This window comes from Tateyamaria pelophila (genome assembly GCF_019966495.1).
In the GTDB taxonomy this organism is placed as follows: Bacteria; Pseudomonadota; Alphaproteobacteria; order Rhodobacterales; family Rhodobacteraceae; genus Tateyamaria; species Tateyamaria pelophila.
In genome coordinates, this window is record NZ_JAIMIA010000001.1 from 1 (window position 1) to 26,380 (window position 26,380).

Genomic DNA, 26,380 nt, shown 5'->3' on the forward strand with positions numbered 1-26,380 from the left:
GCCACATACGTGCAAATCCGTTCCCGAAGGTCCAAAGAATATGGTTTGCCCATGATCCACCTCCCAACGGAAGTGAATCAGACAAAAAGCTTCCTGTGAATCCCTTTCGATTCAGATCAAACACAAAACGCTTTAGGGTTTGCACAGAAATTTGCCGTGTATCATGACCGACGGCACCAACCGAACCTTGTTGCACGCCCAGCAATTGCACCCTTGGACAGAACCCGATACATCGCCCAAGACAGCCATGTTCTCATAAGGATCGCGACATGAACACTCCCTTGCGCCTCGGCATCGCAGGATTGGGCACCGTCGGCATTGGCGTGGTCAAGATCGTGCGCCAGAATGCGGCTTTGCTTGCGTCCCGCACCGGGCGGGACATTACCATTTCAGCCATCAGCGCGCGCAATCGGGACAAGGATCGTGGCGTTTCACTTAACTCTTATGCGTGGGAAGACGACCCTGTCGCACTGGCCAGGCGCGATGATGTAGACGTGTTTCTTGAATTGATGGGCGGCACCGAAGGTCCCGCGAAGGACGCAACCGAAGCCGCGATCGACGCTGGCAAACATGTCGTGACAGCCAACAAAGCGATGCTGGCCATCCACGGCCAGGCTTTGGCCGAAGCCGCTGAGGCCGCGCAGGTGTCACTGCGGTTCGAAGCGGCCGTCGCAGGTGGCATTCCCGTAGTGAAGGCGTTGACCGAAGGCCTCGCAGGCAATGAAATCAAACGCATCGTCGGCGTGATGAACGGATCGTGCAACTATATCCTGACCCGGATGGAGAGCGCAGGCCTGACCTATGCCGAAGTGTTCGCCGAAGCCGATGCGCTCGGGTATCTCGAGGCGGACCCGCAACTTGATGTGGGCGGCATCGATGCCGCGCACAAACTTGCAATCCTGTCTGCGATTGCCTTTGGCACGCGCGTCAATTTCGACGGGATCGAGCTTGAAGGGATCGAGCGCGTCAGCATCGAAGATATCCGCCATGCAGCCGACATGGGATACAAGATCAAGCTTCTGGGCGTGTCTCAAAAGACCGGACGCGGACTGGAGCAACGCATGATGCCCTGTCTTGTACCGGACACCTCTCCGTTGGCACAGCTTCAGGGTGGCACCAACATGGTCGCCATCGAAGGCAGCGCCGTGGAACAGATCGTGCTGCGCGGCCCGGGTGCTGGCGAAGGGCCCACAGCCTCGGCTGTGATGGGCGACGTCTGTGACATTGCGCGCGGGTTACGCTTGCCCGTCTTTGGCCAACCGGCGACCAGCCTTGATCACAGCACGCCCGCCAAATCGGTTCTCCCTGCCCCATACTATTTGCGCATGTCGCTTGATGACAAACCCGGCGCATTGGCCAAAATAGCCACTGTTTTGGGCGATGCTGGCGTCAGCATCGACCGGATGCGCCAATATGGGCACGCAGAAGGCTCCGCCCCCGTTTTGATTGTCACCCATACCTGCACCCGCACTGCCGTCGATCAGGCACTGGAGGCGATGCAAGGCACCGGCGTTCTCGCCTCCGAGCCCGTCGTGCTGCGCATCGAAGCCGTTTAAGTTATCTCATTCAAAGAACCCCACCTCAAAAGGACTATTTCCATGACAGCCACAGCCCAGTTCCAAGACCGCCTCTTGTCCTTGGGCCTCGCCCGCGTTTCCGAAGCCGCGGCCCTGGCCTCGGCACGTCTGGTCGGCCACGGCGACGAAAAGGCCGCGGATCAGGCCGCCGTCAATGCCATGCGCGAACAGCTCAACCTGCTCGATATCGCAGGTGTCGTGGTCATCGGTGAAGGCGAACGCGACGAAGCGCCGATGCTGTACATCGGTGAAGAAGTGGGCACAGGCAACGGCCCCGGCGTGGACATCGCGCTTGACCCGCTGGAAGGGACGACCCTGACCGCCAAGGACATGCCGAACGCGTTGACAGTGATCGCAATGGGGCCGCGAGGGTCGATGCTGCATGCGCCCGACGTCTACATGGACAAATTGGCGATTGGTCCCGGCTACGCGCCCGACACCGTCACGATGGACATGGACCCTGCCGAACGCGTACAGGCTCTGGCCAAGGCCAAGGGCTGCACCACATCCGACATTACAGTTTGCATTCTGGAACGCCCGCGCCACGAACAGGTCATCGCAGCGGTCCGCGGGACCGGCGCATCGATCCGCCTGATCACGGATGGCGACGTCGCCGGCGTCATGCATTGTGCCGACGCCTCAACCGGCATCGACATGTACATGGGATCAGGTGGCGCGCCCGAAGGGGTTCTGGCGGCAGCCGCCCTCAAATGCATGGGCGGCCAGATTTACGGTCAGCTGCTGTTTCGCAATGATAACGAAAAGGGCCGAGCGGCCAAGGCCGGCATAACCGACCTCGACCGCATCTATAGCCGGGACGATATGGTGACCCAGGACGTTATCTTTGCAGCCACGGGCGTGACATCCGGTTCGCTGTTGGCGGCCGTGCAGCGTGAGCCCGGCTGGTTGACCTGCGAGACATTGCTTATGCGGTCCAAGACGGGCTCTGTGCGCCGGATGAGCTATCGCACGCCGACCCACACCGTATGATAGGTGTTGGCAGGGCGCACCATGGGTGCGCCTTACGGGCCTGAACTCCGGCGACTGCGCGCGCTTTCGCGTTCGGAGCGTGACTTTTTGGCCTCCGGCGGGGATATTTATCGCCGGAAGAAATGGGGACTGCCGTGGCATTTTTGGGAGTTGAGGCATCGCTGAACGGGCGTGCATGGGTCGGCCCGGATGCCGAAACGGCACGTCAGGCCGAAGCGATGGTGCAACAGACACAGCTACCCGCCGCCGTCTGCCAGATTCTGGCCCGCGCGGGTATCCCAGCCGTCGGCGCCGAAGCTTACCTCTCCCCGACATTGCGCGACCTGATGCCAGATCCTCGCAGCTTGAAAGATATGGAAAAAGCGGCCGGGCGCGTTTTGGCAGCGGTTTCTGCGCGCCAGCGGATCGCTGTTTTTGCAGATTATGATGTAGACGGTGGCGCCTCTGCGGCGCTTCTTCTCACCTGGTTGCGTGATTTGGGATCGGCCGCCACGCTATATGTGCCCGACCGCATCGATGAAGGGTACGGACCCAATGACGCCGCCATGGCGCACTTGGCGGCCAGCCATGATCTGATCATCTGCGTGGATTGCGGCACGCTGTCTCATGACCCAATCGCAGCTGCTGTTGGAGCGGATGTCGTCGTTCTGGATCACCACCTTGGGGCCGAAGACCTGCCGCCCGCCTATGCCATCGTCAACCCCAACCGGCAGGACGAGGATGGCGCGTTGGCGCATCTGTGTGCCGCAGCGGTGGTGTTTTTGATGTTGGTCGAAGCGGGCCGTCAGTTGCGTGAAAGTGGCGCAGCGGGTCCTGATCTGATGAACATGCTTGATCTCGTGGGCCTCGCCACGGTGGCAGATGTGGCCCCCTTGATCGGGATCAATCGCGCGTTTGTTCGTCAGGGCTTGAAAATCATGGCCCGCCGAAACCGCGTCGGACTGGTGGCCCTGTCGGATCTGGCGGGCATGGATACAGCGCCCACGCCTTACCACCTTGGCTATCTGCTGGGGCCGCGAATCAATGCCGGCGGTCGGATTGGCCAGGCCGATCTCGGCGCTCGGCTTTTGGCGACACAGGATCCGAACGAAGCGGACGCCCTGGCGCAGCGTTTGAATGAGTTGAACGCCGAACGCCGCGAAATCGAGGCTAAGGTTCGGGCCGAAGCCCTGGCGCAGTGCGAAGAACGCGGCAGTGATGGCCCATTGGCCTGGGCTGTCGGTCAAGGATGGCATCCCGGCGTTGTCGGCATTGTCGCCGCCCGCCTGAAGGAGGCCACCCACCGCCCGGCGGTTGTGATCGGTGTCGAGGATGGGATTGGCAAGGGATCAGGCCGATCCGTATCGGGCATTGATCTGGGTGCACCGATTCAACGGCTTGCCGCCGAAGGTGTGTTGCTGAAGGGTGGCGGTCACAAAATGGCTGCTGGGCTGACAGTGGCCGAGGACAAGATCGAATCCGCGATGGCCCGATTGGGCGAGTTGCTTGCCAAACAGGGGGCAGACGCGCTTGGCCCGTCCGATCTCCGGTTGGATGGTTTGCTGATGCCGGATGCAGCGACAATCGATCTGGTCGAACAGATCGAGGCCGCAGGGCCGTTTGGCGCGGGTGCCCCCGCTCCGCGCTACGCATTTTCCGGCATGCGTATTCTGAATGCCCGACGGGTTGGCGAAACGCATCTTAAGATCACCTTTGGCGCGCCGGGTGGCACACGATTGGACGGGATCGCCTTTGGTGCTTTTGACGGGGCTATGGGGCCAAGATTGAGCGATCATGGCGGTGCCCCCTTTCATTTGGCTGGTCGTCTTGAAATCAACAGCTTCCGTGGCAAGCAATCCGTGCAGTTGCGTTTGGAAGACGCAGCGCCCGCGTGAAACCCACAGCCATGGCTTGCGGCGTTTTTTCTGTGCCCCCATATGTCTTTTCTGCTTGCGCAGGATAGGTTGATTGCCTAAAGAACCGCACACACCAAGTGTCCCGTTCGTCTATCGGTTAGGACGCCAGGTTTTCAACCTGGAAAGAGGGGTTCGATTCCCCTACGGGATGCCATTTGGCCTCCTACACTTTGAAATAAGAATTCTGCGCGTGGATTGCCTCGCGCGAATACTCATTTCATTTTGGCGTCATAGCCTTCTCATCGAATTTGGACAGGGACCGATCAGGTTTCAGCCGATCTGCTTTAGCCGGATTTCCGCCTTCGGGACTTACCGCTTGATGCGGAACTGATGTTCAAGCTCTTTTGGGCTCTGCGCGGCCTGTAGGCGGTGCCAAATTCTCTGAGGAGGCGCGCAAATCCGGGGTGTAAAATGTCTGTTGCGCCCGACCGCGATGCTTGGACGCATAAAGCGCCACGTCTGCATCATCCATCAGATCCGCAATCGACACACCCGCGCCAGGATCATAAATCGCGACCCCAATACTGGCCGATATGCGGCATTCCTGTCCTTGGAATGGCATTGGCCGCGACAGGCGGCTGATGATCCTCTCTCCGATACTGCGCAGCGCTGCGCGATCATGGGCGTTTGGCAATACGATGACAAATTCGTCGCCGCCAACACGCGCAACAGTGTCATTTTCCCGCGTTTCTTCGACCATGACCCGGGCCACGGTTTGCAAGACATGATCGCCAGCTGCATGGCCCAAGGTGTCATTGACGGCTTTGAACCAATCCAGATCGACTTGCATCAGGCCAAACTGGGTGCCCCAGGCCGCATGCCGGTCAAGGATATGATCCATAGCACGACGATTTTTGAGGCCCGTCAGCGTATCGGTAAAGGCCTGCTCTTCAGCCGCAATCTTGGCGCCTTGCAGACGCAGGTTCAACGTACGCGACGCCTCCATCGCGGCTGATTTCGCCTCAACCAGATAGAGCATCTCAATGGTCAGATCGGTGGCGGCGAAATCGGCACTGGTCAACGCATAATCTGACACCGCATCGACAACGGAAATGCCAAAGGACAGATTGATGATGCTGGTCCCATCGTCCGGTCCAGGGACCAATATTCCCTTCACTTCCGTCTTTGGGTCATTGCGCAATTGCAAGTGCAGTTTGGATCCCGCCAATGTCCGGAGCTTTTTCATGTCCGAAACCCCACGCGGACGTTTGAGGTCGAAGACTTCGAGAAAGCGACGTCCTTCTATCGGCGTATCCGGACGCAGTTTCCGCAAAGTCGGCCCGGCATGCAACACATGACCGGTGGACGAAACCACCACATGCATCGGGCAGAGGACGTCCAGCATCTGCAACAGATTATCATCGCCGTTCATGTTGCCCGCGCCCCGAGATCAAACACCCGACCTTCCGCAAATTCGGTTTCGATCAGGGAAATCGAAACAGTTTCGATTCCACCGCCGCTGCCTTGATGATCAAGCAAGGCCAGCACGCCGTAATCATCCGCCAGCGTCCGCAAAATGCCCATCATCACATGACCATACCCCTCGATCGGGCTTTCACAGACAAGGCTGAACCGACCCGGAGCGTGGTCGCGCAACTCAATGCGCGGCAAGTGCAGATCTGCCACCGCAAGCCGCGCCCGATCCGGCAGATCATCCAACGAATGCAGAAATTCAACAAATGTGACGCCGCCAAACCGCAGCAGGCGTCGCAACGCTTCCACATTGGGATGCGACACGAGGTAGGTCCCGATATCTTCCATGATGTCGTTGCGGGGGCGGCCCAATACGGTGCTCACTGCGTCCAGCACACGCGGCGTTACGGCATCGTCGTAGACGAGCATCGCTTCGAATTCGACAAAGTCGAGATCCGCAACGCGCGCCGCTTCGACCCATTTATCGGCCCCGTAACTGTCCGTGACAAAGCCCTGTATTGCTCGATTTATCAGCCCATGCATGACGTATCATTCCCAATTCCACGTCAACACTGTGCCCGTTGAGGCCTAAATAATCCCATAACAGATGCAATTTGAAAGATTTTGCCGCACACGCGTTTTGGCCCGTTCAGAAATCCGTCGGTGCGCCACCTTCGGATTTGCGGCGCGCCACGAAATCCGCCAATTCATCGCGAATCGCTTCATCCATCGGCGGGGCTTCGAACGCGCCGATGATTTCCTTGAACAATCCGTGAGCGCGTTCCGGCGTCCAGACCGCTCCTGCCAATTCCCAGCCTTCGTAATTCTTCCAATCGCTCAAAAACGGTTGATAGAATGCGGTGGTGTAGCGATCCTGCGTGTGCTGAATGCCAAAGAAATGCCCCTGATTGCCTACGGATTTGATCGCGTCCAGCGCGATCTCATCCGGGCCGGTCGCCGTAATGGAAGGGTCCATATACCTTTGTATTTGCTGTAAAATCTCGCAATCCATGATGAACTTTTCGGGGGAGGCAATCAAGCCGCCCTCAAGCCAACCGGCCGCGTGATAGACCATATTCGTTCCCGATTGCACCGCGGCCCAGAGCGAATTGGACGTCTCCCACATCGCCTGTCCGTCCGGTACGTTGGCCGCACAAACGCCCGACGATCGCAGAGGCAAGCCGTAGAATCGCGCCAACTGCCCCGTCATCTGGGTGGCGCGCATGTATTCAGGCGTACCAAAGGCGGGTGCTCCGGTTTTCATGTCGACATTCGACGTGAACGTTCCAATCGCGCAGGGCGTGCCGGGCCGGACATATTGAAAGAGCGCAATGGCGCAGAGTGCCTCGGCGATCGATTGCGCAACCGCGCCGGCCATGGTCACCGGGGCCATTGCCCCCGCCAGTGTGAAGGGCGTGACGACGACGGCCTGCCCCTTGCGCACCATCCGCAAACACCCGTCAATCATCGGATGGTCGTGTTTCAGCGGTGAGGTCGAGTTGATATTGGTGTACATCCGCGGCGTGGCTTCGAACTCTTCATCGGTGAGACCTCCGGCGATGCGCACCATCTCCATCACGTCTTCGACCCGCTCTTTCCCCAATGAATAGGCATGCATGACCTTGTCGGTCAGCGTCAGCTTGTCGTAAACGACGTCCAGATGGCGGACGGAAGCGTGAATGTCGACGGGCTCGACCGGGTAACCGCCCGCAAAGTGGATGCAGTTGAAGTACTGTGTCAGCTTCAGCAGGTCCGCGCACATCTTGCGGTTGCCTGGCACTTTGGTGCCGATCTGCATATCCCAGTAATTGGGCGGCGAAGACACGTTGCCGAAATTCAGGTGCCGTCCCCCTATGGTGATCTTGCGATCAAGATTGCGTGGCGTCAGGGTGAATTCAGATGGGGCTTTGCCGATCATCTCCATCACGAATGCGCGATCCATCCGCACGATGTCGCCGTCGATGGCGCAACCGGCCTCGCGTAATATCTCCAACGCTTCTTCGTTCAGGAACTGCACACCGATCTCTTCGAGGATGCGCATCGCGCCGTCATGAATGGCCTCGACACCTTCGGGGCGCAGCGGCTCTACCGGGGGATCGGTCATGATCGGCGGGTTCCATGGCATCTGCTCGATCACGGCCCCGCCCCGACGGGCGGCGGCACCTGCGCGACCACCACCGCGGGATCTGCGTGCGATTGCCTGGTCTGCCATGATCTGAGTCTCCGTTGGATTTCATATCCAAGACACAGCAGCGCCCTCACATTGGCCTTTCCGTTTGCGACGATCTATGTCGTTTTTCAGGTCCAAATCGCCGGATCAGGTGTTTTGGGAAGCAAGCAGTTCAGCTTTGCTGATCCAGCCATGTCGGCAGGTGCCCGATGTCTGGCCGGACAACGTCTGCAAAAGGCGCAAGTTCGGATTGAGTCGCCAATCCTGTCAGCACCCCGAATGTGCGCATCCCGGCGGCACGCCCTGCCCGCAAATCATGCAGGCTGTCCCCCACCATGACAACCGCATCCGGTGAAACGCCAGTTTCGGCGCAAAAGCCCAGCAATTGGCCCGGCGCCGGTTTGCCACCGTATCCACTGTCGGATCCCGCGATAAAGTCAAAAAAGGAGACCACGCCCGCCGCATGCAGGTGCGTCAATGCCGGAGCTTCCGCATCATTGGTCGCAACCCCGAGCTTGAGATCGCGGGACCGCAACACGCCCAGAAAAGGGACCAGCGGCACCGCTTCAGCCTGTGGTGCATTGGCGGCCTCTTCGTTCAGAAGATGCACCAACGCGGCATGGCTTTGTCCGGGAAAATGAGGCGCAAGCGCATCAGCGATGTCGTTCGGCGTCCCCGCAATGACAATACTGTCACGCGCGAAAGCCTGCGTAGTGAAATCGAAGCCGATCTGCTTGCCCAGTTCCGCGGCCCGCGCCCTGTCTCCGGCGGCGGCGCGCAGCAAAAAGGCGGCTGCCCATGCTTCCCATGTGGTGCCGAAATCAAACAGCGTCCCGTCTTTGTCAAAGATGATACCGCGGATAGGCACTCCGTTCACGTCCAATGGACCTGGCCCCCACCCGGCAAAGACATGCGGGCCATCATGGGCTGAGCATATCCGAGCCCTTGGGCATCGCAAAACGCGGTGACCCAGATATCGTCCATCATGATGAAGTCCAGAAGTGCACCGAGAAAGGCCGGGTCCGAGAGGCCGGAGCGCATATCCGCCTCGCTGGCGCCGGTCGCTCCGAGGAATACCGGCAGCAATTCATCGTTGCCTGCCATCCATGTCAGGGCCTTGAGGCCGACCAACTCGGCGGATTCTTGCGACATTGCCATGGAAATCTGCCTTTGCTGACGCTTGGAAACGCTTTGTTAACCTAAACCATCAAAAAACGAATGCACGGTTTTTTGAAAAAATGGAAGAGGGCGATGCACGGAAAGGTTCTGGTTATAGATCCGATTGCAACCAATCGCATTGTCCTGCGCGTCAAGTTTGCCGCCTGCCATTATGAGGTTGTGCAGGCTGACAGCATCGCCGAAGCCATGCAGGTGATCCGCACGGGATTGCCCGATCTGATCCTGTGTTCCACCAAGATGCCGGACGGCGGGCCGCTGCGCCTGATGTCACGCCTGCAAAAGACAAAGGCAGCGGGCAAGGTTCCGGTGATCGCACTCAGCTGTTCGGCCGCCCCGGCCGAACGGATGCGCCTGCTTGCGGCGGGCCTTGAGGATGTGCTGCAAAAACCGCTGGACGATGCCTTGTTGATCGCGCGGGCGCGCAGTGTCATTCGCGCCTATGCCTCGGCCAGTGAATGGCAGTTGCGCGACGACACGTCCCGCGCGCTTGGATTTGCCGAACCGAGCGTGCATTTCGGTCCAGCTCAGACGGTCAAGCTTGTGGCAAGCCGCCCCGATCAGCTCGGCCCGTGGCAGCCTGCGTTTTGCGCCCGTTCCACGGCGAACATATCCACCTGTACTCCCGCAGACGCTGTGGGCAATCAGACAGATGTCGACGAAACGGATGCTTTCGTTTTGGTAGTGGAACCGGGCAAAGGGCCCCAAATGCTCAGTCTGCTTGCCACGATCCGGAGCCATTCGCGCACACGCCACAGCGCAATTCTGGTGGTGCAGGTCGAGGCGGATGCGGCCTCGGGTGCGCAAATGCTGGATATGGGCGCAAATGATCTGATGTGCAGCGATCCGGACCCCGCCGAACTGGCGTTACGCCTCGAAACACTCCTGACCCGCAAGCGTCTGGGTGACGCGTTGCGCGACACCGTGCGTTCGGGCGTCGAGGCCGCCGTGAGTGATCCACTCACCGGACTGCACAATCGCCGCTATGCCATGCCACATCTGGCCCGCATTGCCGAACGTGCGGCCAGCAATCGCAAACCGTTTGCCGTCATGGTCGCCGACATGGACCATTTCAAGCAAATCAACGACGTTCATGGGCACGCTGCCGGTGATGCCGTGCTGGTGGAAACGGCCAAACGGTTGCGAGAAAACCTGCGTGCGGTTGACCTCCTGGCCCGGATTGGCGGCGAGGAGTTCCTGATCGTGCTGCCCGGTGCTGACCTGGCCAATGCGCGAAACGCGGCCACGCGCCTGTGTCACATCATCCGAAAAACGCCCTTTGAGGTGCCGGGCCAGGGTGTGAGCCTTTCCGCTACAATCTCCATTGGTCTGACCGTGTGCGATCCAGTCACCGGGGCGACAACCACCCTGCCGCAAACCGCAGAAGCGTTGTTGGACAGAGCGGACAAGGCACTCTACGGCGCGAAGGCGGACGGACGCAATCGGGTGGTTCTTCACCGCCCTGCAGCGTGAACAAGTCGCCTGTAGCGCGTGCAAACAGGCGCGGATCAAGTCGAAGAATTTGGGGTCGGCTCTTTCTTGTTGGCCTTCGACCGCGCAGGTCGAGCTTATTCGAGCCAACGATGTTTATTTGAAACAGATAGGTTTGTACCGGACGACCGCTTTAGTTCCGATCGCCAGTCTTGCCGCGTCTGCCACGCTCCAAAACCTCTTCAATCCGCGCGACATAGGCGGACCTTTCGGCCGCATCCATTTCGGTCACCGCAGACAGCCACGCCGCTTGAGACGCATCCTGTATCCGCCCGACCTCGCTGCCCTGGCGTCTCAGGATCGCCTGCACGCGGTCGCGATCAAACGGCTCAGCGCGCAACGCTTCGATCATATCGGCATAGCGCGCCCGTCGCGCGCTCCGTTTGGGCAAAGACTCGTCGGCGCGGATCGCACCAAATACATCGCGACGGACATCCCGCGGCAAGGCAATGACATACGGCGCCGCATAGCCCATTCCTGAAGGCCCTTCCCGCGGAGGGCCGCCACGCAACATGAGTCCCGCCACCACTCCGGCAATGACAAAATTCAAGGCGAGAGACAGGCCCAACAAGATTTTGAGCCAACGGGGGCACCGTGTCTCGGAGGCAGTCGAATCGGTCATGTTCATCCCTCTTCATAATCCCAGCCAAAGGCCGTGAGGCTTGCCTGGCTGTCATATTCATCCAACGGCGCGATAGACCATAATGCGTCGATGCCAGCTGCATCAAAAGCGCCGAGACCAATGGCGAGGCCGGTAACGCCCGCGACGGCCAGACCGCCCAACGCGCCCCACCCGCCAAGCCCGCCTACGACCTGTCGCCAGAGCGGCATCTGCACAGGCACACCACCGGGCTGCGGCAACAAATGCTCCGCGTCTGCAAGAACGCGGGCCATCAGTTCCGGCGGCGCGTCCGGCACCGGGATCCGCGCCACGTCGTCCAGCATCTGGTCCAGCCAGTCTTCGGACTCGTTCTTTGACTCATGTCTCATGTCACTCATCCTCATATCCAAGAGCAGCTGCCTGCCCCTTCATAGCGGTGGCCAACGCCCGTTTGCCCCGTGCGGTCAAGCTTTCGACCGCTTCGGTCGAAATATCCAGTCGCACCGCGATCTCCGGGTTCGTGGCCCCTTCGAAATGGCGCATCATCACGGCCAACCTCTGACGTTCCGGCAACGCGACCAACGCCTGACGCAGCGCATGAGATCGCGCATCGGCCTGCATCTTTGCTTCGACTGATGGGGCCGGATCCATTGGTTCTGCGATCGAACCAATCGCCACAGCGCCGCGCGGGCGTTTGCGCAACCGGTCCGTACACAGGTTCGCAACCACACGGTATAACCATGTGGTCACCTTTGCCTCGCCACTGCGCCACTCCGGCGCGATCCGCCACAGGCGCATCATTGCCTCTTGCGCCACGTCTTCGGCCTCCGCACTGTCTCCGAGCATGCGAAACGCCTGGGCGTGAACCCGTGGCACCAGCCGCGCGGTCAACGCGCGCGCGGCCGCAGCATCACCCCGCGCATAGCGCGCAAGCAACGCCGCATCATCCACCGTGTTCTGATCATCCAAGGGCATGGTCATCCTGCAAGCGGGCTAACGTGCCCCTACCCCGTTTGACAAGGGGAAGGGGCAATGTCGGATCAGTCCGCGTGCTTGCGGTGGCGACCCCGGTCCTTCATCCCGCCGCGCGCCTCTTTGAATTCTTCAGCCGAGATGCTGCCGCTGTCGTCCGTGTCCATCCGGCTGAAAAAACGCTCGGGATTGCGGCGATGCATCATCTCTTCGGGCGACAGCTTGCCGTCGTCATCGGCATCCATGCGCGAGATCATGCGTTCTGCCCGCTCCGCCGCGCGGGCGTTGCTGTGTGCGGCAAGCTCGGCCTGCGACACAAACCCGTCGCCATCCGTATCAACTTCGTCAAAGCGGCTTTGCGCGCTGGCTTGCATTTCTTCGATGGTGATTTCGCCATTCCCGTCCATATCCAATATGGAGAAATCGGGCCCGCGGTTCTTCGCGATGGCCGCCGCAGCGGTCAGAGCCAGCGCGGTGGAGAAGACGGTGATGATAAATGCTGTACGTTTCATTGAGATGTACTCCGTTATTGCCTCACGGCGACCCGTTGTTTTGTGGCGCCGTATGATCATCAAACGAGAGATGCCAAACTTTCCGTCGAATAAATTTTTTGGAAAGCACCCAAACTGAAATGGCGCGACATCGGGACGCAAGGACGGTTTGCGCCATTTCGTTTCCGGCGACATAGGCCCATCTAACTACAAACGCGCGAAGGATCTGGCTATGCTATCAGAAAACCAAACATCCCAGGATGCCACGCTGGCCGAAAATGATGACACGCGCCCGATGCGGCCTGCGCTCTTGCGGGGATGGCGGCGCCGTTGTCCGCGCTGCGGACAAGGGCCGTTGTTGAAAAGCTATCTCAAGGTTGCCAAGTCTTGCCCGGTCTGCAAGCTTGATTACTCCCATCACCGTGCAGATGATGGGCCCGCCTACCTGACGATCTTGATTGTCGGGCACCTGATGGCGCCGCTCTTGCATTTGACCTTCGTGACGTGGCGGCCCGAGCCCCTGGTTCTATTCACCATATTTGCGGTTGGCTGCGTCGCCCTGTCGCTCTACCTTCTGCCCAGGCTCAAGGGGGCGATCGTCGCCTTTCAGTGGGCGCGACAAATGGGTGGGTTTGGTCAGCCCGGATAATATCCGCGCCGCAGGCCCATATCACAGGGGCAAAAACAGCGATGACTGACATCGACAAAACGAAAGTACGCAATGCGTCGACGGTCATCGTTCTGCGGGACCGTGAAACGCGCCCGCGCATCCTGATGGGACAGCGCGGAGCCAAGGCCGTCTTCATGCCCAACAAGTTTGTCTTTCCCGGAGGTGCGGTGGACACTGCCGACCAGAATGTGCCGCTGGCCTCACCACTGGCGGCCCCGAACGATGCAAGGCTTGAGGATGACAGCCCGGCGGGCCTGGGACCTGCGCTGGCCGCGGCGGCCATCCGCGAGCTGTTCGAGGAAACCGGGCAGGTTCTGGGCCAACCGGGGGTCTGGACGGACGCGCCGCGGGACTGGCGCGATTTCGCGGCCACCGGGCATTTGCCTCACGCCGAACCCCTGCAATTTGTGTTTCGTGCGCTGACGCCTCCCGGCAGGCCAAGGCGTTTTGACGCCCGCTTTTTCCTGATTGATGCGGAGGATCTGGCTTCTGATCCGGACAATTTCGATCAGGCCTCAGATGAGCTGTCGCATCTGCAATGGGTATATCTCGACCAGGTCCGCTCCTTTGACATGCCCTTCATCACCGAAGTGGTTCTAAGCGAGGTCAACGCCCGCGTCGCAGATCGGGCTGTGCCGGACAGCGTCCCCTATTTCAGGAATAATGATGAAGAGAGCCTGTTCCTGCGATTGCGCGGTCGACCTATGTCTGATTGAGCCTGTCAGGTTGGCGGAGGATGCCTCCGCCTTACGGGCGCAGTACCAGAGTGGTGTTATGCGGGATCGGACGCGGATCAACGGCGTTTGGCCGACTGGACCAACAAGACGATAAAGGCGCTGGCTCAGGCAGGAAGTGTAAGGCGCACCCTTGGTGCGCCATCCGTTTCTGTTCAGCGCCGCGCATCCGCCAGATGGGTCCATGCGCGTTGGTCCGGGACATGAAGCACCAGCACGTCCCCCACAGCAAATCGCCCGGCCCGTTCGATCCACGCGGTCACCCCGCGCCGCCCCGTTGCCGCTCGTTTATACCGTCCGCCAAAGCCCACGGCCTCGCGTTCGATCTCACGCGCAGGCAAGTTACAGGGGCGGTTCTCCATATCGATCACCAAACAGGCCCCGGACGGCGCCTGTAAGCGGGAAGATGGTGGGACATGGGTGAAATCAGGAATTCCCTCGATCACCATGGATGCCCCGACGAGAGCGGGATCAATGGCATCCATCCCCATCTCAGCCGCAGTGGCAACCAATTCTTCGGCGCTCAGGACGCTGAGCTGCCGCACATTTCGTATGATTGTGTCTTGAGGATACTGCGACTTGACCCGCACGCAGGACGGCCGCGTCGCGCCGCCATGTGCTTCGCCAGGAAAACCTTCAAGCGTCGCATCGACGGCGTCGGTCGCAACCGCGCGCAAACTGGCGTCGCGATCCGGCACGAAGCCCAGCCATGTAATCCGGGCTTTGGACGTTGTGGGCTTCAAGGCGGGCATGAGACTCTCCTGCTGGTCGAAACTATGTACATGCACCAGCGCAGGGATTTCCAATGGCAAATCGCGGTCAGGACGTCGAGTAAGCGGTTATGCTGCCAACCGGGCAAGGAGACTGCCGCCGTGCACACGGCGACCCGCACACAATCACACCTCAACGCGGCCCAAACCCAGTCCGGCCATGTGGCGTTCCTACTTGTGCACAGTGCCGAAACGAAAAAGGCCCACCTCTGGGGTGGGCCTTTTGCACTCAGGTGGAGGGTTCCGGTTCCATCCCGCCGTCGCCAGACGATCCCGGCTTTTTCTTGGCTTTCGGAATCGACGTGAGACTTGGTTTTTTCTCCTCGACTGTCGCACCGCCGTCCTCGTCGTCCGGCGCTTGGGGCGGCTCGCCACGCATGACGCGCTCAATCTCGTCACCGGTCAGGGTTTCGTATTCCAAAAGACCCTGCGCAAGGCGTTCGAATTCCTCATTATTGTCCTGGACGATCTTCAGAGCCCAGTCGTAGCCGTCCTGAATGAACTTTTGCACTTCCTGCTCCACCAATTCCTTGGTGTTGGCCGAGACCGAAAAGCCGCCCGTGTTTCCGGTATAGCCTTGCGCGGCTTCGGAATAGTCGATGTTCCCGACCTTATCCGACATGCCCCATTGCAGGACCATCGCCCGCGCCAGTGCCGATGCTTGTTGGATATCGCCAGCCGGGCCGTTCGACACCGAATCTTCTCCGTATTTATGAATCTCCGCCGCCTTGCCAGCCATGGTCATGGCCAAACGCTGGTGACATTCATCCTTGAACATGTTCAGGCGGTCCATTTCAGGCAAGCTCATCACCATACCCAGCGCTCCGCCACGGGGGATAATCGTGGCTTTGTAGACCGGATCGCATTTGGGAAGTTTCATCCCGACCAGCGCATGTCCGGCCTCGTGATAGGCTGTCATTTCCTTTTGCGCGGTGGTCATGACCATGCTGCGGCGCTCTGGCCCCATCATCACCTTGTCCTTGGCAGATTCGAAATCAAGCATTGTCACAAAGCGCCGACCGATGCGGGCCGCCATCAAAGCGGCCTCGTTAACGAGGTTGGCCAGATCGGCACCGGAAAAGCCGGGCGTTCCGCGCGCGATGATGCGCAGATCGACGTCAGGTCCAAGCGGTGTCTTGCGTGCATGCACGCCAAGGATTTTCTCACGGCCCTTGATGTCGGGGTTGCCCACGGTGACCTGACGGTCAAAGCGGCCCGGACGCAGCAGCGCGGGGTCAAGAACGTCTTTCCTGTTGGTGGCCGCGATGATGATGACGCCTTCATTCGCTTCGAAACCGTCCATCTCGACCAGCAACTGGTTCAACGTCTGCTCACGCTCGTCGTTGCCGCCGCCGTAACCGGCCCCACGGTGGCGACCCACCGCGTCGATTTCGTCAATGAATACGATGCACGGTGCATTTTTCTTGGCTTGCTCGAACATGTCACGCACACGAGATGCACCGACACCGACAAACATCTCGACAAAGTCGGAGCCCGAGATGGTGAAGAACGGAACACCCGCTTCGCCTGCAATCGCGCGGGCCAGCAGTGTCTTACCAGTCCCGGGAGGGCCGACAAGCAAAGCACCTTTGGGAATCTTGCCGCCCAGACGGCTGAATTTCTGAGGATTTCGCAGGAATTCGACGATCTCTTCCAGTTCTTCCTTGGCTTCGTCGATCCCGGCTACATCGTCAAATGTCACGCGACCATGCTTTTCGGTCAGCATCTTGGCCTTGGATTTTCCAAAACCCATAGCACCGCCTTTGCCGCCTCCCTGCATCCGGTTCATGAAATAGATCCAGACACCGATCAAAAGCAGGAAGGGCAACAGCGACACAAGGAACGTCTGGAACCCTGATTGCTGCTGCTGTTCTGCCCGCACCGGGATCTCGTTGGCGATCAACAGGTCGGTCACCTTGGCGTCTTCGGGCTTGATGGTCACAAAGTCTTCGGTCCCGCGGCGGAAACGCACTTGTTCCCCATCCAGCGTCACATTGCTCACCGCGCCGTCTTCGACGGATGAGACGAATTCAGAATAGCTGATTTCGCGACTTTGAAGCGTATTGCCCGATCCACCAAACAGGTTGAACAGCGCAAGGATCAGCAAAAACAGTACGACCCAAAACGCGATATTGCGTGCATTTCCCAAGGAAACTCTCCCGATAAATTTCAAACCACGGCCCAAGGCCGACAGTGTTTATCATAAGATAGACATAAGCGGGCTTAGTTCAATGCGATAATAGTGCGGCGAAATAGGTATCAACGCCATATTCGAGTTCTGCTTTCCATTCCGCATCAGGCATTACGATGGGCGCGGCAATCAGTTCTTCTTTGTACCATACCGACGGCGAAGAGGCGAGAGCCGCGCGGGGCAAGCCGATGCCCCGCCAGTCCTCGAACCTGTTGAGCGCTTCAAAACCCAAGGCACGGACTTCAAGCGCGCGACCCTCCTGTGGTCCGGTGACGCGCCATCGATCATCCCAGTTCTGCGTTATTGCACAAACCGTATCGCGGACCGCATTGTATTCGCGAAAGACCCACACGACCCCGTTTTTCGTCATCACCTGGCACCTATCCAGCGTGGTCGTTGCTCCGGCCCTCACTGAGGCGAGCGCGCGCGCGATGGCCGGGCCGCGTGGGCCGTACACGCTCCCCGACACCCATTGAACGCTGTGCGTCAACAGCCTGCGGCCAATCTCTTCGGGCTGCGCCAAAAAGCCACGTATGTCGATCGCGATCACACCGTGCCGAATTTTGACCATGTCCCGCGTTGCAATAAAGGTCTGCCACATCAGAGCGTCGCGCGCTCTTGCCATATTTTGCGTCACCTGACCGAGGCTCTCGACGGATATGCCCAAGGTGTTCAATACTTTGAGGGCATCACGCGCCTTGATACGCTGGTAATCCCGGTTCTCATTGCTTGGGTCTTCGCACCACTGCAACTGACTTGCTTTGAGGTGCGCGCGCAATGTCGCACGGTCGGTTTGCAAAAATGGCCTGATCCAAGTGACGGCATGACTTATCCGCCGCGGGGCCATTGCACTCAACCCATCGACCCCGGCGCTGCGGGCGAGACGCATCAAAAAGGTTTCCGCCTGATCGTCAGCGGTGTGGCCAAGCGCGATATGGGCAATCTTGCGATCACGTGCCCAGTCAGCCATCAAGGCATAGCGGGCCGCGCGGGCGGCGGCCTGAAAATTGCCCTGTTCGTCCCATTCGGTCCAGTGCGCGACATCGTGTGACAAATTCCATTTCGCACAGAGGTCCCTGACGAACGCAATCTCCCGTGCGGCTTCCGGCCGAACGCCGTGATCGATGGTGATGACATGCAGTTCAATATCATGATCGCGCGCATAGGCGACCAAAACGGACAGCAGGGCAACGGAGTCACCACCACCCGACACGGCGACGCCCAACCGTTTTGGGGGTGCATGCCCCAGAACTGCGGCCACACAATCGGTCAGCGCGGTTATCACTGCTCAGGAGCAGGCGAGGTTCTGCTGCGCAGCATCCGCCTCTGCAACAAAGGGCGATGCAGGATAGCGCAGCGCAACCTCCTGAAGGGTCAGACAGGCTTCGGTGGTTTGGCCAAGTCGTCCCAGCCCTGCCCCAAGCCGAAACAGGACTTCGGCGGCCATCGGGCTTTCCGGATTCAAAGTGAAGGCCGCCAGATAGGCCCGCGCCCCTTCACGCACATCCCCAAGCCCCTCCAGAGCCTGCCCGCGACGCAGTTCGGCTTCTACTGCGAGGGGTCCACCCGGGTAGGTCTGATTAAAGGTCGCAAACTGGTCTGCAGCGGCACGAAAGTCACCGGATGCGAGCGCCGCCTGCGCCCGCTCGAAATCGGCTTTTTCCTGCTCGGCCAGTTGCGTCACCGGTTGCGGTGCGGGGGCGATTGTCCCTGTAGACGGCAGTTCACCGCCCCCAAGGGTCGAGACGTCCCCCAACTGCGTGACGTCGCCACCCTCCAGTTCGACCAAACGGAATTCAAGATCACCGATGCGGTTGGTCCCGTCCTTCACGATTTGATCAATCCGAAATTCCATCTCTTCGGTCTTGCTGGTCAGGCGCTGCAATTCGCTCTCGATTGCATTGAGGCGATCCAGCGTACTGCCGCCCCCGGTGGAAACGGACGCGCCCCCCGTGGTGGACAATTCACGGCGCAGCCTTTGTAATTCAACATTCAGCACAGTCAGTTCCTGCCGGATATCGGCGAGCGTTTCGGACTGCGCCAAAGCATCCCGCGGGCTCACCAGCGCCAGCGCCACTGCGGCAATTGCAAAAAGACGGATCATCAAAAACACCTGTTATCCTGTCACATCAACTCGTCAGACCGCCCGCAAGAACAGTCACCGCGCGACGGTTCTTGGCATAGCAAGCTTCGTCACTGCACACCTCAATTGGACGTTCCTTTCCGTAACTCACGACTTGCAGACGGTTGCCCGCCACCCCTTTGCTCACCAGGTACGCCCGGGCGGCATCCGCGCGGCGCGCGCCAAGGGCGAGGTTGTATTCACGTGTCCCCTGCTCATCCGCATGGCCTTCGATCACGGCTGTGTAGTCGGTATTGGTCAAAAGCCACGCAGCCTGTCCGTCCAACGTGACCTGGCCCGCAGGCGACAGCGTGGATTGGTCGACCGCGAACAAAACGCGATCACCGACCGCTTGCTGGAAATACGCCGCCGATCTTGGGTCAGACGCACTGCCCGGCACGACACCGTTGATCGCAGCGCCACTTGCCGTGCCACCTGCCTCGTTGCCGAAACGGTTGGCACCGGAACAAGCCCCAAGGCTTAGAGCGACGCAGATCATCACTATGGAAGTTTTCAGTTTCATGGCCAGTGCCTCTTTCTATCTCGATTATGTTCTTTTTCTTGCCGTTTATCACGAACGGCGGCTCTTGAAAATGTAGCTACGGTTGCAGCGGCCCCCAAGAGGGGTCTGACCCGCCCTCAGGTGTGCGCACCGGGCGCAGGTTGCGGCCGGTGATATCCACCGAGTAAAGGCTCGTGCGTCCGGCGGCCCCCTGCGTTTCGCGCGCGAACATGATGACACGCCCGTTGGGCGACCATGTGGGGCCCTCATCGAGGAATGAGGCCGTCAGCAAGCGCTCTTCGCTGCCGTCAACACGCATCACACCAATGTGGAAACGCCCCTTGGATTGCTTGGTGAAGGCGATCAGATCACCGCGCGGCGACCAGACGGGCGTGCCGTATCTGCCATCGCCGAACGAAATGCGGCGTGCCTCGCCGCCGCTTGCGGACATCACATAGAGTTGCTGGCTGCCCGAGCGGTCACTCTCGAACACGATCTGGCTGCCGTCCGGACTGAAACTGGGGGCGGTTTCAATCGACGGTGCGTTTGTCAATCGCTGCGCCTGACTGGTGGCGATGTCCATCGAATAAATGTCGGTGTTGCCGTTCTGGCTCAGCGAGTACACCACCGTGCGACCGTTCGGCGCAAAGCGTGGCGCAAAGCTCATCGTGCCTTCCTGGCTTTCCAGCACCCGGCGCTGAACCGAGCCTACATCCAGCACGTAGATGCGCGGAAATCCGGTCTCGTAGCTGGTATAGAGCACCCGATCGCCGTTGGCGGAGAAGCGCGGTGCCAGCACAATCGCTTCGGAGCCGGTCAGGTATTGCACATTGGCCCCATCGTAATCCATGATCGCCAACCGCTTGCGCCGCTCCGCTTTTGAGCCCGTCTCAGAGACATAGACGACCCGGCTGTCAAAATATCCGCCCTCGCCCGTAATCCGGCTGTACACGGCGTCTGCCACTTTGTGCGCAATGCGCCGCCAGCCATCGACGGTGCCAACGAATTGCAGCCCGTCGCCCAGTTCCGTGCCCGCAAACACATCATAAAGGCGGAATTTCACCACCACCTGATCGCCCTGCACGTTCACGGCCCCGGTTACCAAAGCCTGCGCATTGATCGCTTTCCAGTCCGCATATTGAACGGGTGCGCCGAAATCGGTGACCCGACTGATATGGGCGGATGCCGGAAGTTCCCGGAACAATCCGGTGCCTGTCAGGTCTGCGGCGATCACGCGGGCGATTTGTTGACCCATCTGCACACTGGCAGGCGTTTCCGCCACCAGATCAGGCACAGCAAAGGGCAAGGGTTCGATGACACCTTCGGTAATCTCGATCCTCAAGGGGCCGTTTTGCGCCAAAACAGGGGCCACGCCCATGAACATCAGCAAGACACAAAGCACTCGAACCATCATTTGATACGCATCCTTTCGGGATTGAACGTTATCTCGATCTCTTTCCATTGACCGTATTTTTCTATTGGTAACTGATATCCGTCGCCGGTGCAGCGGATGATTGCACGACGCGCCGCCTCATACGCCTGATTTGCACCGGCAGTGGAGCCACCGGAGCTTGAGACCATGCGCATTGACGATCCGACGGGCCGCCCGTCACGGGACATGTCGAAGGCCACGACAACCGTGGTCTGCAACGCGTCAGACGACAAGGACCCGACGTTCCAGCAACTCGATACCGCGACACGCAACGCATCCTTCTCTCCGGCTGACAGAGGCGGTCCGGCAGGGATTTCGGCCTCACCACCAGCCAGCGCTTCGCGAAGTGCGTCATTGACGGCGTTTGACGTGTCGGCCGGAACGGGCTGCGCGCTGGGTGCGGGCGTTTGTGCGGTCTGCGTGGGGGGCGATGGCCTCTGACTGGGCGGGCGCGGGGACGTGCGCGGGGCGCGCGCGGGCTCTTCTGCTTCGGTTACGATTTCTGTGGCCGCCTCTTCAGGGGCTGTCGCCTGCTGTTCTTCGGCGGGTGTCTGGGCACCCTCATCTGCCGTTACGGCCTCCTGTTCCACCGGATCGGGAGCGGCATCAGGCGGGGGCGGCGCAACGGCCTCGGGCGCCACGCGTTCGGACGGGCGCGGAACGGGAACAGGCGCAATTTCCGGCGCAAGTGCCGCCAGATCCTGTGGTTGCGGCGCTTCGGGCGCGACATCAACGACCTCCGGCACAGGCGGTGTCGGGATCTCAGGGGCGGTTGGTGCAATTTCAGTGTCCGGTTCCGGTGCCACAACGGGCGCGTCGGTCGTCACTGTCTCATCCGATGTCGGTGTCTGCACCGGGTCCGGATCGACCTCCGGGGCGAGGGGCAAAGCAACATCTGTCGCCATATCGGGCTGCGGCCCGGTCGTCAAAAGCGCTTCAAAGGCTTCGGTCGAGATCACCGAAACTTCAGTTGTGTCAAACGGCAACGGCTCGGACTGGAATACTCCGCCAAAGAGCACCCAGCCAATCAAGCCCACATGGCCGATACCCGATATGAGTTGACCAGTGTTCAAAGCAGACAGCCCCGCATCGGTCTACTGCCCTTCACCGTCAGGCGATCCATCCAGGGGCGGGCCACCGATATCCGTCACCAGCCCGATATTGGCGAAACCGCCGGCATTCAGCGCACCCATGATCTGCATCACTTCCGAATAGGACACGGATCCGTCCGCCCGCAAAAAGACCTTGTCGCTTGTTCGCTCGGCGGCGATGCCGCGCAACCGGGACACAAGATCCTCGCGTGCGACTTCCGTGGTCTGAATCTGCACCACGCCGTCTGCCGTCAAGGTTATGGTCAGCGGTTCTTCCTGATCGACAGCAAGCGCACCTGCCGCGGATTTGGGCAATTCGACAGGGACGCCCACGGTCAACAGCGGAGCCGCCACCATGAAGATGATCAACAGCACCAACATGACATCCACAAACGGCGTCACGTTGATTTCCGACATGGGGCGCGTGCGACCGCGTCTGCGCCGCCGTGCCCCGCTCTCGTCCTTCTGGATGGTCCCGGCGCCCATGGCTCAGCTGTCCAACTGGCGGCTGAGGATGGTCGCGAATTCGTCGGCAAACGCCTCGTAACCGGACGAAATCGCGTCGCTGTCCGCACTGAGCTTATTGTAGAAGATGACCGCCGGGATCGCCGCCAACAATCCAAGCCCGGTTGCCAAAAGCGCTTCGGCGATGCCCGGGGCCACGACGGCAAGGTTGGTGTTTTGTTGTTCTGCAATCTCGATGAACGCATTCATGATGCCGATGACGGTACCAAAAAGGCCAATAAAGGGCGCTGAGGACCCGACCGTCGCCAGCACGGTCAATCCGTTCTGCAATTTCTCGCTTTGCTTGTTGATGGCCACGTCCATGCTGCGATCGATCCGGGCCGTGGCCCCGGCAATCAACCCGCCGTCATCGCGATGCGACCGCTGCCATTCGACCATGCCGGCAGCAAACACCTTTTCGGCCGCCCCGTCCGGATCTGGCCCGATCTGTTCAAAGAGGCCGTCCAACGGCTCCCCAGACCAAAACGCCTGATCAAAGCGTGCCGCTTCGGCCCGCGCCCGACGATAGACGATCAGTTTCTGAATGATGATGCCCCAAGACCAGAAAGACGCGATGATCAACATGATCATCACCAACTTCACCGTCAGGGTGGCGCGCGCGAAAAGGCCCCACATAGAGAAATCAATCTCCTGCGCCAGGGCGAGGGTTTCTGCTTCCATTTGCCTGCTCTTTGTTGTGGGCGCATTTCGTGGCCCTTATTGCGTCAAAGCATAGCTGACGACCACGCAGAATGCTATCACTTCGACGTCAGAACCGCTTTATTTCGCGATGATTGCGCGGATTTCCGCGGGAAGTCGGGTCGGTTTTCCGGCTGTCGTCATACACACTGCCACAACATGCGCGCGAAAGATCAGGTCATCGCCCCGCCGCACCTGTTGGTCAAACGTCCAGCGCACCGGGCTGGCGGCCTGATGTGTCGTCACCACTTCCAACCGATCTCCAAGGCGCGCCGCGCCAATATAATCAGCCTCGACCCGCGTGACGGCAAACACCAGGCCTTCCGCGCGCATCGCATTTTGGTCGACGCCCATCTCTTCCACGATGGTCGAGCGTGCCCGTTCGATATACCGCAAATAGTTTGCGTAATAGACGATACCCGCCATATCGGTGTCTTCGTAAAAGACGGTGATTGGAAAAAGATGCGCCATGCTTTCGGTTCTCCGGATGCTGAATCGAGTTTACGCGGACCTCATGCAGGTGCAACCCGCGCAAACACACACCAATCCCACATGACACCAGCGGTGCGGTTGCCCGCTTGCAAAGATGCCCTTCGACAGACGTCATGCAATTGCCACCCTGCCCCTTGCGCAAGCGCAGCCACGTCGTCGGCGCCAGTCATGGGCGGCAGCCGCAACGACAGAATGAGCCGCGCCCCCGGCTTGGCCAGATCCGCAAGTCTTTCAAACGCGGCAGACCAATCGTGATCCGGCAGAAGATGCCAAACCGCCGAGATCGTGATCAGATCGAAGCGCCCGCTCAGACCGGACAACGCAGGCAGGCCATCAGCCTCCCAATCCGCTGAAATCGGCCACAAACGCCGGTCCGGTTCCACGCAAGTGACCGCATAGCCCAGACGGAAAAACCATGCCGCATCCCGCCCACTGCCTGCGCCAACGTCCAGAATACGTGCCGGCTGCGCAGGGAAAAAGGGGCGCAACGGGGCCCATAAAACGGCCGGGTCGATGCAGGCCCACCGAAACGCTGCGTGGATCAACTGACAGGGGCGACACGTGCAGCCAGACGCAAGGCATGGCTCGCATCCATCGCCGCAACGGGCATCAACGGATCATAAGCAGCCCGGATCACCCCGGCGATATCAGGGCGCAAAACGGTTGTGTCACCTGCAACGGCCAAAGGCGAGCGCGCGCGAAATGCCAGATCAGACCAGAGCAGAAAGGACTGCACCACCTGGGACAAGGCCAAAGTCTCTGCAGGCACCTTCGACAAATGTGCGTCCATCCGCAAAAATACGAAACACGCCTGAATGGCGCCCGCATCATCAAATCGAAACACACGATACTGGTTGGCATCGGCGGCCTGCAAGCGCTCCACCAAGGGTCCCAGATTCTGGATCAGGCGATCCAGCCCCGGTACTTCGGGCAATTCCGCCCAATCCGTGAAAAAGAACCACATGAAATTCGCGCCCAATTCAGGGTCGGTTTCAACCACCTCATGGCCCGCAAGCTGACACACCGCCTCGATCGCCCCTTTCACGGTCCCGAGGGTCTGATCCTCGACACCAAAGACCACCGGCGCCAATGGCCGCCCCCATCGGGCAAAGACATAGTCACCACTTTCCCGCGTAAACAACGCCTCGATCTCATCCGCTGTCATAAGCTTCTCCAACCATTCCGCACATCGATCTACCCCGCCGACCAATCAAGCTCAATCGCCCCCACCTGCTTCTCTTGGCCAAAACCATCCGGGGCAGCCCGAAGGGCTGGCCCCTCGATCAGGTTCTGCACGCCATAGCCGCATGAATGGGACGGCGGGCGGGGCGTCGTTCAAGGCCGTCAGGCCGGAGAACGCGCGTCGTCCTCCGGCCTTCAGTCGAACAGATCACCCGCCACCCGCGGGGCGTCCAGCCCCAGATGCCGCCACGCCCGCGCCGCCAACATCCGCCCGCGCGGGGTGCGCTGGATCAGGCCTTGTTGCAACAGATACGGCTCGATGACGTCTTCCAGTGAATCGCGGCTCTCGGAAAGTGCAGCGCTCAGTGTCTCGATACCGACGGGTCCACCGCCGTAATGTTCAGCGATCAGGCTCAGATACCGTCGGTCCGCCCCATCCAGCCCAAGGGCGTCCACCCCCAGACGCGTCAGCGCGTTGTCTGCCAAAGCGCGTGTCACCCGCCCGTCCCCTTCGACAATGGCAAAATCCACGACACGGCGCAGCAACCGGCCCGCAATGCGGGGTGTGCCGCGTGCACGGCGCGCGATCTCGCGCGCGCCGCCTTCATCTGCCGGCGCGCCCAGCTTGCGGGCATTGCGATCCACGATAATGAACAACTCGTCTTCGGTGTAAAACTGCAACCGGGTCGGAATGCCGAAACGGTCCCGCAGTGGCGTGGTCAGCAGTCCCATCCGGGTCGTAGCACCCACCAGCGTAAAGGGCTGCAATTCGATCCGCACCGTGCGGGCCGCAGGCCCTTCGCCGATCACCAGATCAAGCTCGAAGTCTTCGAGCGCGGGATAAAGCACCTCTTCGACCACCGGGTTGAGGCGGTGAATCTCGTCAATGAACAGCACATCGCGCGCTTCCAGATTGGTCAGGATCGCGGCCAGATCACCTGCGCGTGCCAGCACGGGGCCGGAGGTCATGCGGAAGTTGACGCCCAGTTCACGCGCCATGATCTGCGCCAGCGTCGTCTTGCCCAAACCGGGGGGGCCGTGAAACAGCGTGTGGTCCATCGCCTCGCCACGCTGGCGCGCCGACTGAATAAAGACGCGCAGGTTCGCGCGCGCCTCGGCCTGTCCCACGAAATCATCCAGAGTTTGTGGGCGCAAGGCGCGGTCGTGATCTTCGGGCATGGGCGCGGGACGCAATGTGGGGTCAGGCTCGGACAT

At 60.1% G+C, this 26,380-nt stretch carries 29 protein-coding genes and 1 tRNA gene; 7 read left to right on the forward strand and 23 right to left on the reverse strand.

Annotation, left to right across the window (positions count from 1 at the left end):
* On the reverse strand, positions 1–205 hold a 205-nt coding region (locus tag LC354_RS00005; protein ID WP_223420721.1), incomplete at its 3' end, for a hypothetical protein.
* Positions 206–269: 64 nt separating this feature from the next.
* Between LC354_RS00005 and LC354_RS00010 the strand changes: the two genes are divergently transcribed.
* The 4 genes from LC354_RS00010 (at position 270) to LC354_RS00025 (ending at position 4,616) form a co-directional block, all read left to right on the forward strand.
* Positions 270–1,556, forward strand: a complete 1,287-nt coding sequence (locus LC354_RS00010) for a homoserine dehydrogenase (RefSeq protein ID WP_223420722.1) — start codon at positions 270–272, stop codon at positions 1,554–1,556.
* Positions 1,557–1,598: 42 nt separating this feature from the next.
* Positions 1,599–2,567: a class II fructose-bisphosphatase gene (gene glpX, locus LC354_RS00015; RefSeq protein ID WP_223420723.1), complete on the forward strand. Its 969-nt coding sequence runs from the start codon at positions 1,599–1,601 to the stop codon at positions 2,565–2,567.
* Positions 2,568–2,701: 134 nt separating this feature from the next.
* Positions 2,702–4,441, forward strand: coding sequence for a single-stranded-DNA-specific exonuclease RecJ (gene recJ / locus LC354_RS00020; protein ID WP_223420724.1), 1,740 nt, complete (start codon positions 2,702–2,704; stop codon positions 4,439–4,441).
* Between the two features lie 100 nt (positions 4,442–4,541).
* Positions 4,542–4,616, forward strand: a tRNA-Glu gene (locus LC354_RS00025).
* Between the two features lie 180 nt (positions 4,617–4,796).
* On the opposite strand, the gene LC354_RS00030 is transcribed toward LC354_RS00025, so the two are convergent.
* The 5 genes from LC354_RS00030 to LC354_RS00050 form a co-directional block, all read right to left on the reverse strand.
* Positions 4,797–5,834 carry a GGDEF domain-containing protein gene (locus LC354_RS00030; protein WP_223420725.1) on the reverse strand — a complete coding sequence of 346 codons (1,038 nt, stop codon included), beginning with the start codon at positions 5,832–5,834 and terminating at the stop codon, positions 4,797–4,799.
* On the reverse strand, positions 5,831–6,418 hold the full coding sequence (locus LC354_RS00035; RefSeq protein ID WP_223420726.1) for a heme NO-binding domain-containing protein: 588 nt from the start codon (positions 6,416–6,418) through the stop codon (positions 5,831–5,833). The genes LC354_RS00030 and LC354_RS00035 overlap by 4 nt, the downstream gene beginning before the upstream one ends.
* 106 nt (positions 6,419–6,524) lie before the next feature.
* Complete coding sequence (locus LC354_RS00040) at positions 6,525–8,087, reverse strand: trimethylamine methyltransferase family protein (RefSeq protein ID WP_223420727.1); 1,563 nt, start codon at positions 8,085–8,087, stop codon at positions 6,525–6,527.
* 130 nt (positions 8,088–8,217) lie between these two features.
* Complete coding sequence (locus LC354_RS00045; protein WP_223420936.1) at positions 8,218–8,913, reverse strand: HAD family hydrolase; 696 nt, start codon at positions 8,911–8,913, stop codon at positions 8,218–8,220.
* A 5-nt stretch (positions 8,914–8,918) separates the two neighbouring features.
* Entirely contained in the window at positions 8,919–9,203 is a 285-nt protein-coding gene (locus LC354_RS00050) for a DUF3572 domain-containing protein (RefSeq protein WP_223420728.1), read from the reverse strand.
* Positions 9,204–9,296: 93 nt separating this feature from the next.
* Between LC354_RS00050 and LC354_RS00055 the strand changes: the two genes are divergently transcribed.
* Positions 9,297–10,694 carry a diguanylate cyclase gene (locus tag LC354_RS00055; protein WP_223420729.1) on the forward strand — a complete coding sequence of 466 codons (1,398 nt, stop codon included), beginning with the start codon at positions 9,297–9,299 and terminating at the stop codon, positions 10,692–10,694.
* Positions 10,695–10,845: 151 nt separating this feature from the next.
* On the opposite strand, the gene LC354_RS00060 is transcribed toward LC354_RS00055, so the two are convergent.
* The 4 genes from LC354_RS00060 to LC354_RS00075 are packed head-to-tail and all read right to left on the reverse strand — an operon-like array spanning position 10,846 to position 12,797.
* Positions 10,846–11,334, reverse strand: a complete 489-nt coding sequence (locus LC354_RS00060; protein WP_223420730.1) for a periplasmic heavy metal sensor — start codon at positions 11,332–11,334, stop codon at positions 10,846–10,848.
* Positions 11,335–11,336: 2 nt separating this feature from the next.
* Positions 11,337–11,702, reverse strand: coding sequence for a hypothetical protein (locus LC354_RS00065; RefSeq protein ID WP_223420731.1), 366 nt, complete (start codon positions 11,700–11,702; stop codon positions 11,337–11,339).
* A 1-nt stretch (position 11,703) separates the two neighbouring features.
* A complete protein-coding gene (locus LC354_RS00070) occupies positions 11,704–12,294 on the reverse strand; it encodes an RNA polymerase sigma factor (protein ID WP_223420732.1) in 591 nt (196 codons plus the stop codon).
* Between the two features lie 59 nt (positions 12,295–12,353).
* Positions 12,354–12,797, reverse strand: coding sequence for an EF-hand domain-containing protein (locus tag LC354_RS00075; RefSeq protein WP_223420733.1), 444 nt, complete (start codon positions 12,795–12,797; stop codon positions 12,354–12,356).
* Between the two features lie 211 nt (positions 12,798–13,008).
* Between LC354_RS00075 and LC354_RS00080 the strand changes: the two genes are divergently transcribed.
* Positions 13,009–13,425: a DUF983 domain-containing protein gene (locus LC354_RS00080; RefSeq protein ID WP_223420734.1), complete on the forward strand. Its 417-nt coding sequence runs from the start codon at positions 13,009–13,011 to the stop codon at positions 13,423–13,425.
* Between the two features lie 41 nt (positions 13,426–13,466).
* Positions 13,467–14,162 carry an NUDIX hydrolase gene (locus LC354_RS00085; protein WP_223420735.1) on the forward strand — a complete coding sequence of 232 codons (696 nt, stop codon included), beginning with the start codon at positions 13,467–13,469 and terminating at the stop codon, positions 14,160–14,162.
* Between the two features lie 173 nt (positions 14,163–14,335).
* Here LC354_RS00085 and LC354_RS00090 read toward each other — a convergent pair whose 3' ends face one another.
* The 13 genes from LC354_RS00090 to ruvB form a co-directional block, all read right to left on the reverse strand.
* Entirely contained in the window at positions 14,336–14,932 is a 597-nt protein-coding gene (locus LC354_RS00090; RefSeq protein ID WP_223420736.1) for an MOSC domain-containing protein, read from the reverse strand.
* 247 nt (positions 14,933–15,179) lie between these two features.
* Positions 15,180–17,099 carry an ATP-dependent zinc metalloprotease FtsH gene (ftsH, locus tag LC354_RS00095; protein ID WP_223420737.1) on the reverse strand — a complete coding sequence of 640 codons (1,920 nt, stop codon included), beginning with the start codon at positions 17,097–17,099 and terminating at the stop codon, positions 15,180–15,182.
* A 79-nt stretch (positions 17,100–17,178) separates the two neighbouring features.
* The gene (gene tilS / locus LC354_RS00100) at positions 17,179–18,402 is read right to left on the reverse strand and encodes a tRNA lysidine(34) synthetase TilS (RefSeq protein WP_223420738.1); all 1,224 of its coding nucleotides are present in this window, start codon (positions 18,400–18,402) and stop codon (positions 17,179–17,181) included.
* 27 nt (positions 18,403–18,429) lie between these two features.
* Positions 18,430–19,245, reverse strand: coding sequence for a tetratricopeptide repeat protein (locus tag LC354_RS00105; protein WP_223420739.1), 816 nt, complete (start codon positions 19,243–19,245; stop codon positions 18,430–18,432).
* A gap of 25 nt (positions 19,246–19,270) precedes the next feature.
* Positions 19,271–19,786 (reverse strand): peptidoglycan-associated lipoprotein Pal, encoded by a 516-nt coding sequence (gene pal / locus LC354_RS00110; protein WP_223420740.1) that lies wholly within the window; start codon positions 19,784–19,786, stop codon positions 19,271–19,273.
* A 76-nt stretch (positions 19,787–19,862) separates the two neighbouring features.
* Positions 19,863–21,179, reverse strand: coding sequence for a Tol-Pal system beta propeller repeat protein TolB (gene tolB / locus LC354_RS00115; protein WP_223420741.1), 1,317 nt, complete (start codon positions 21,177–21,179; stop codon positions 19,863–19,865).
* Positions 21,176–22,270 (reverse strand): energy transducer TonB, encoded by a 1,095-nt coding sequence (locus tag LC354_RS00120; RefSeq protein WP_223420742.1) that lies wholly within the window; start codon positions 22,268–22,270, stop codon positions 21,176–21,178. The genes tolB and LC354_RS00120 overlap by 4 nt, the downstream gene beginning before the upstream one ends.
* A 21-nt stretch (positions 22,271–22,291) precedes the next feature.
* Positions 22,292–22,774, reverse strand: coding sequence for a protein TolR (gene tolR / locus LC354_RS00125; RefSeq protein ID WP_223420743.1), 483 nt, complete (start codon positions 22,772–22,774; stop codon positions 22,292–22,294).
* Between the two features lie 3 nt (positions 22,775–22,777).
* Complete coding sequence (tolQ, locus tag LC354_RS00130; RefSeq protein ID WP_223420744.1) at positions 22,778–23,473, reverse strand: protein TolQ; 696 nt, start codon at positions 23,471–23,473, stop codon at positions 22,778–22,780.
* A gap of 99 nt (positions 23,474–23,572) precedes the next feature.
* Positions 23,573–23,962: a YbgC/FadM family acyl-CoA thioesterase gene (locus LC354_RS00135; RefSeq protein WP_223420745.1), complete on the reverse strand. Its 390-nt coding sequence runs from the start codon at positions 23,960–23,962 to the stop codon at positions 23,573–23,575.
* Positions 23,963–24,003: 41 nt separating this feature from the next.
* On the reverse strand, positions 24,004–24,471 hold the full coding sequence (locus tag LC354_RS00140) for a class I SAM-dependent methyltransferase (protein WP_223420746.1): 468 nt from the start codon (positions 24,469–24,471) through the stop codon (positions 24,004–24,006).
* Between the two features lie 53 nt (positions 24,472–24,524).
* Positions 24,525–25,148 carry a hypothetical protein gene (locus LC354_RS00145; protein WP_223420747.1) on the reverse strand — a complete coding sequence of 208 codons (624 nt, stop codon included), beginning with the start codon at positions 25,146–25,148 and terminating at the stop codon, positions 24,525–24,527.
* A 212-nt stretch (positions 25,149–25,360) separates the two neighbouring features.
* Positions 25,361–26,380 carry a Holliday junction branch migration DNA helicase RuvB gene (gene ruvB, locus LC354_RS00150; RefSeq protein WP_223420748.1) on the reverse strand — a complete coding sequence of 340 codons (1,020 nt, stop codon included), beginning with the start codon at positions 26,378–26,380 and terminating at the stop codon, positions 25,361–25,363.

Excerpts from the sequence above, each read along its gene's own strand:
- LC354_RS00030 (WP_223420725.1), bottom strand. The coding sequence starts at position 5,834 with ATGAACGGCGATGATAATCTGTTGCAGATGCTGGACGTCCTCTGCCCG.
- LC354_RS00145 (WP_223420747.1), bottom strand. The coding sequence starts at position 25,148 with ATGACAGCGGATGAGATCGAGGCGTTGTTTACGCGGGAAAGTGGTGAC.
- LC354_RS00010 (WP_223420722.1), top strand. The coding sequence starts at position 270 with ATGAACACTCCCTTGCGCCTCGGCATCGCAGGATTGGGCACCGTCGGC.
- pal (WP_223420740.1), bottom strand. The coding sequence starts at position 19,786 with ATGAAACTGAAAACTTCCATAGTGATGATCTGCGTCGCTCTAAGCCTT.
- LC354_RS00085 (WP_223420735.1), top strand. The coding sequence starts at position 13,467 with ATGACTGACATCGACAAAACGAAAGTACGCAATGCGTCGACGGTCATC.
- LC354_RS00090 (WP_223420736.1), bottom strand. The coding sequence starts at position 14,932 with ATGCCCGCCTTGAAGCCCACAACGTCCAAAGCCCGGATTACATGGCTG.
- LC354_RS00060 (WP_223420730.1), bottom strand. The coding sequence starts at position 11,334 with ATGACCGATTCGACTGCCTCCGAGACACGGTGCCCCCGTTGGCTCAAA.
- LC354_RS00105 (WP_223420739.1), bottom strand. The coding sequence starts at position 19,245 with ATGATCCGTCTTTTTGCAATTGCCGCAGTGGCGCTGGCGCTGGTGAGC.
- LC354_RS00080 (WP_223420734.1), top strand. The coding sequence starts at position 13,009 with ATGCTATCAGAAAACCAAACATCCCAGGATGCCACGCTGGCCGAAAAT.
- LC354_RS00040 (WP_223420727.1), bottom strand. The coding sequence starts at position 8,087 with ATGGCAGACCAGGCAATCGCACGCAGATCCCGCGGTGGTGGTCGCGCA.
- LC354_RS00050 (WP_223420728.1), bottom strand. The coding sequence starts at position 9,203 with ATGGCAATGTCGCAAGAATCCGCCGAGTTGGTCGGCCTCAAGGCCCTG.
- LC354_RS00065 (WP_223420731.1), bottom strand. The coding sequence starts at position 11,702 with ATGAGACATGAGTCAAAGAACGAGTCCGAAGACTGGCTGGACCAGATG.
- LC354_RS00055 (WP_223420729.1), top strand. The coding sequence starts at position 9,297 with ATGCACGGAAAGGTTCTGGTTATAGATCCGATTGCAACCAATCGCATT.
- tolB (WP_223420741.1), bottom strand. The coding sequence starts at position 21,179 with ATGATGGTTCGAGTGCTTTGTGTCTTGCTGATGTTCATGGGCGTGGCC.
- tolQ (WP_223420744.1), bottom strand. The coding sequence starts at position 23,473 with ATGGAAGCAGAAACCCTCGCCCTGGCGCAGGAGATTGATTTCTCTATG.
- LC354_RS00075 (WP_223420733.1), bottom strand. The coding sequence starts at position 12,797 with ATGAAACGTACAGCATTTATCATCACCGTCTTCTCCACCGCGCTGGCT.
- tolR (WP_223420743.1), bottom strand. The coding sequence starts at position 22,774 with ATGGGCGCCGGGACCATCCAGAAGGACGAGAGCGGGGCACGGCGGCGC.
- ruvB (WP_223420748.1), bottom strand. The coding sequence starts at position 26,380 with ATGTCCGAGCCTGACCCCACATTGCGTCCCGCGCCCATGCCCGAAGAT.
- LC354_RS00070 (WP_223420732.1), bottom strand. The coding sequence starts at position 12,294 with ATGACCATGCCCTTGGATGATCAGAACACGGTGGATGATGCGGCGTTG.
- glpX (WP_223420723.1), top strand. The coding sequence starts at position 1,599 with ATGACAGCCACAGCCCAGTTCCAAGACCGCCTCTTGTCCTTGGGCCTC.
- LC354_RS00035 (WP_223420726.1), bottom strand. The coding sequence starts at position 6,418 with ATGCATGGGCTGATAAATCGAGCAATACAGGGCTTTGTCACGGACAGT.
- LC354_RS00135 (WP_223420745.1), bottom strand. The coding sequence starts at position 23,962 with ATGGCGCATCTTTTTCCAATCACCGTCTTTTACGAAGACACCGATATG.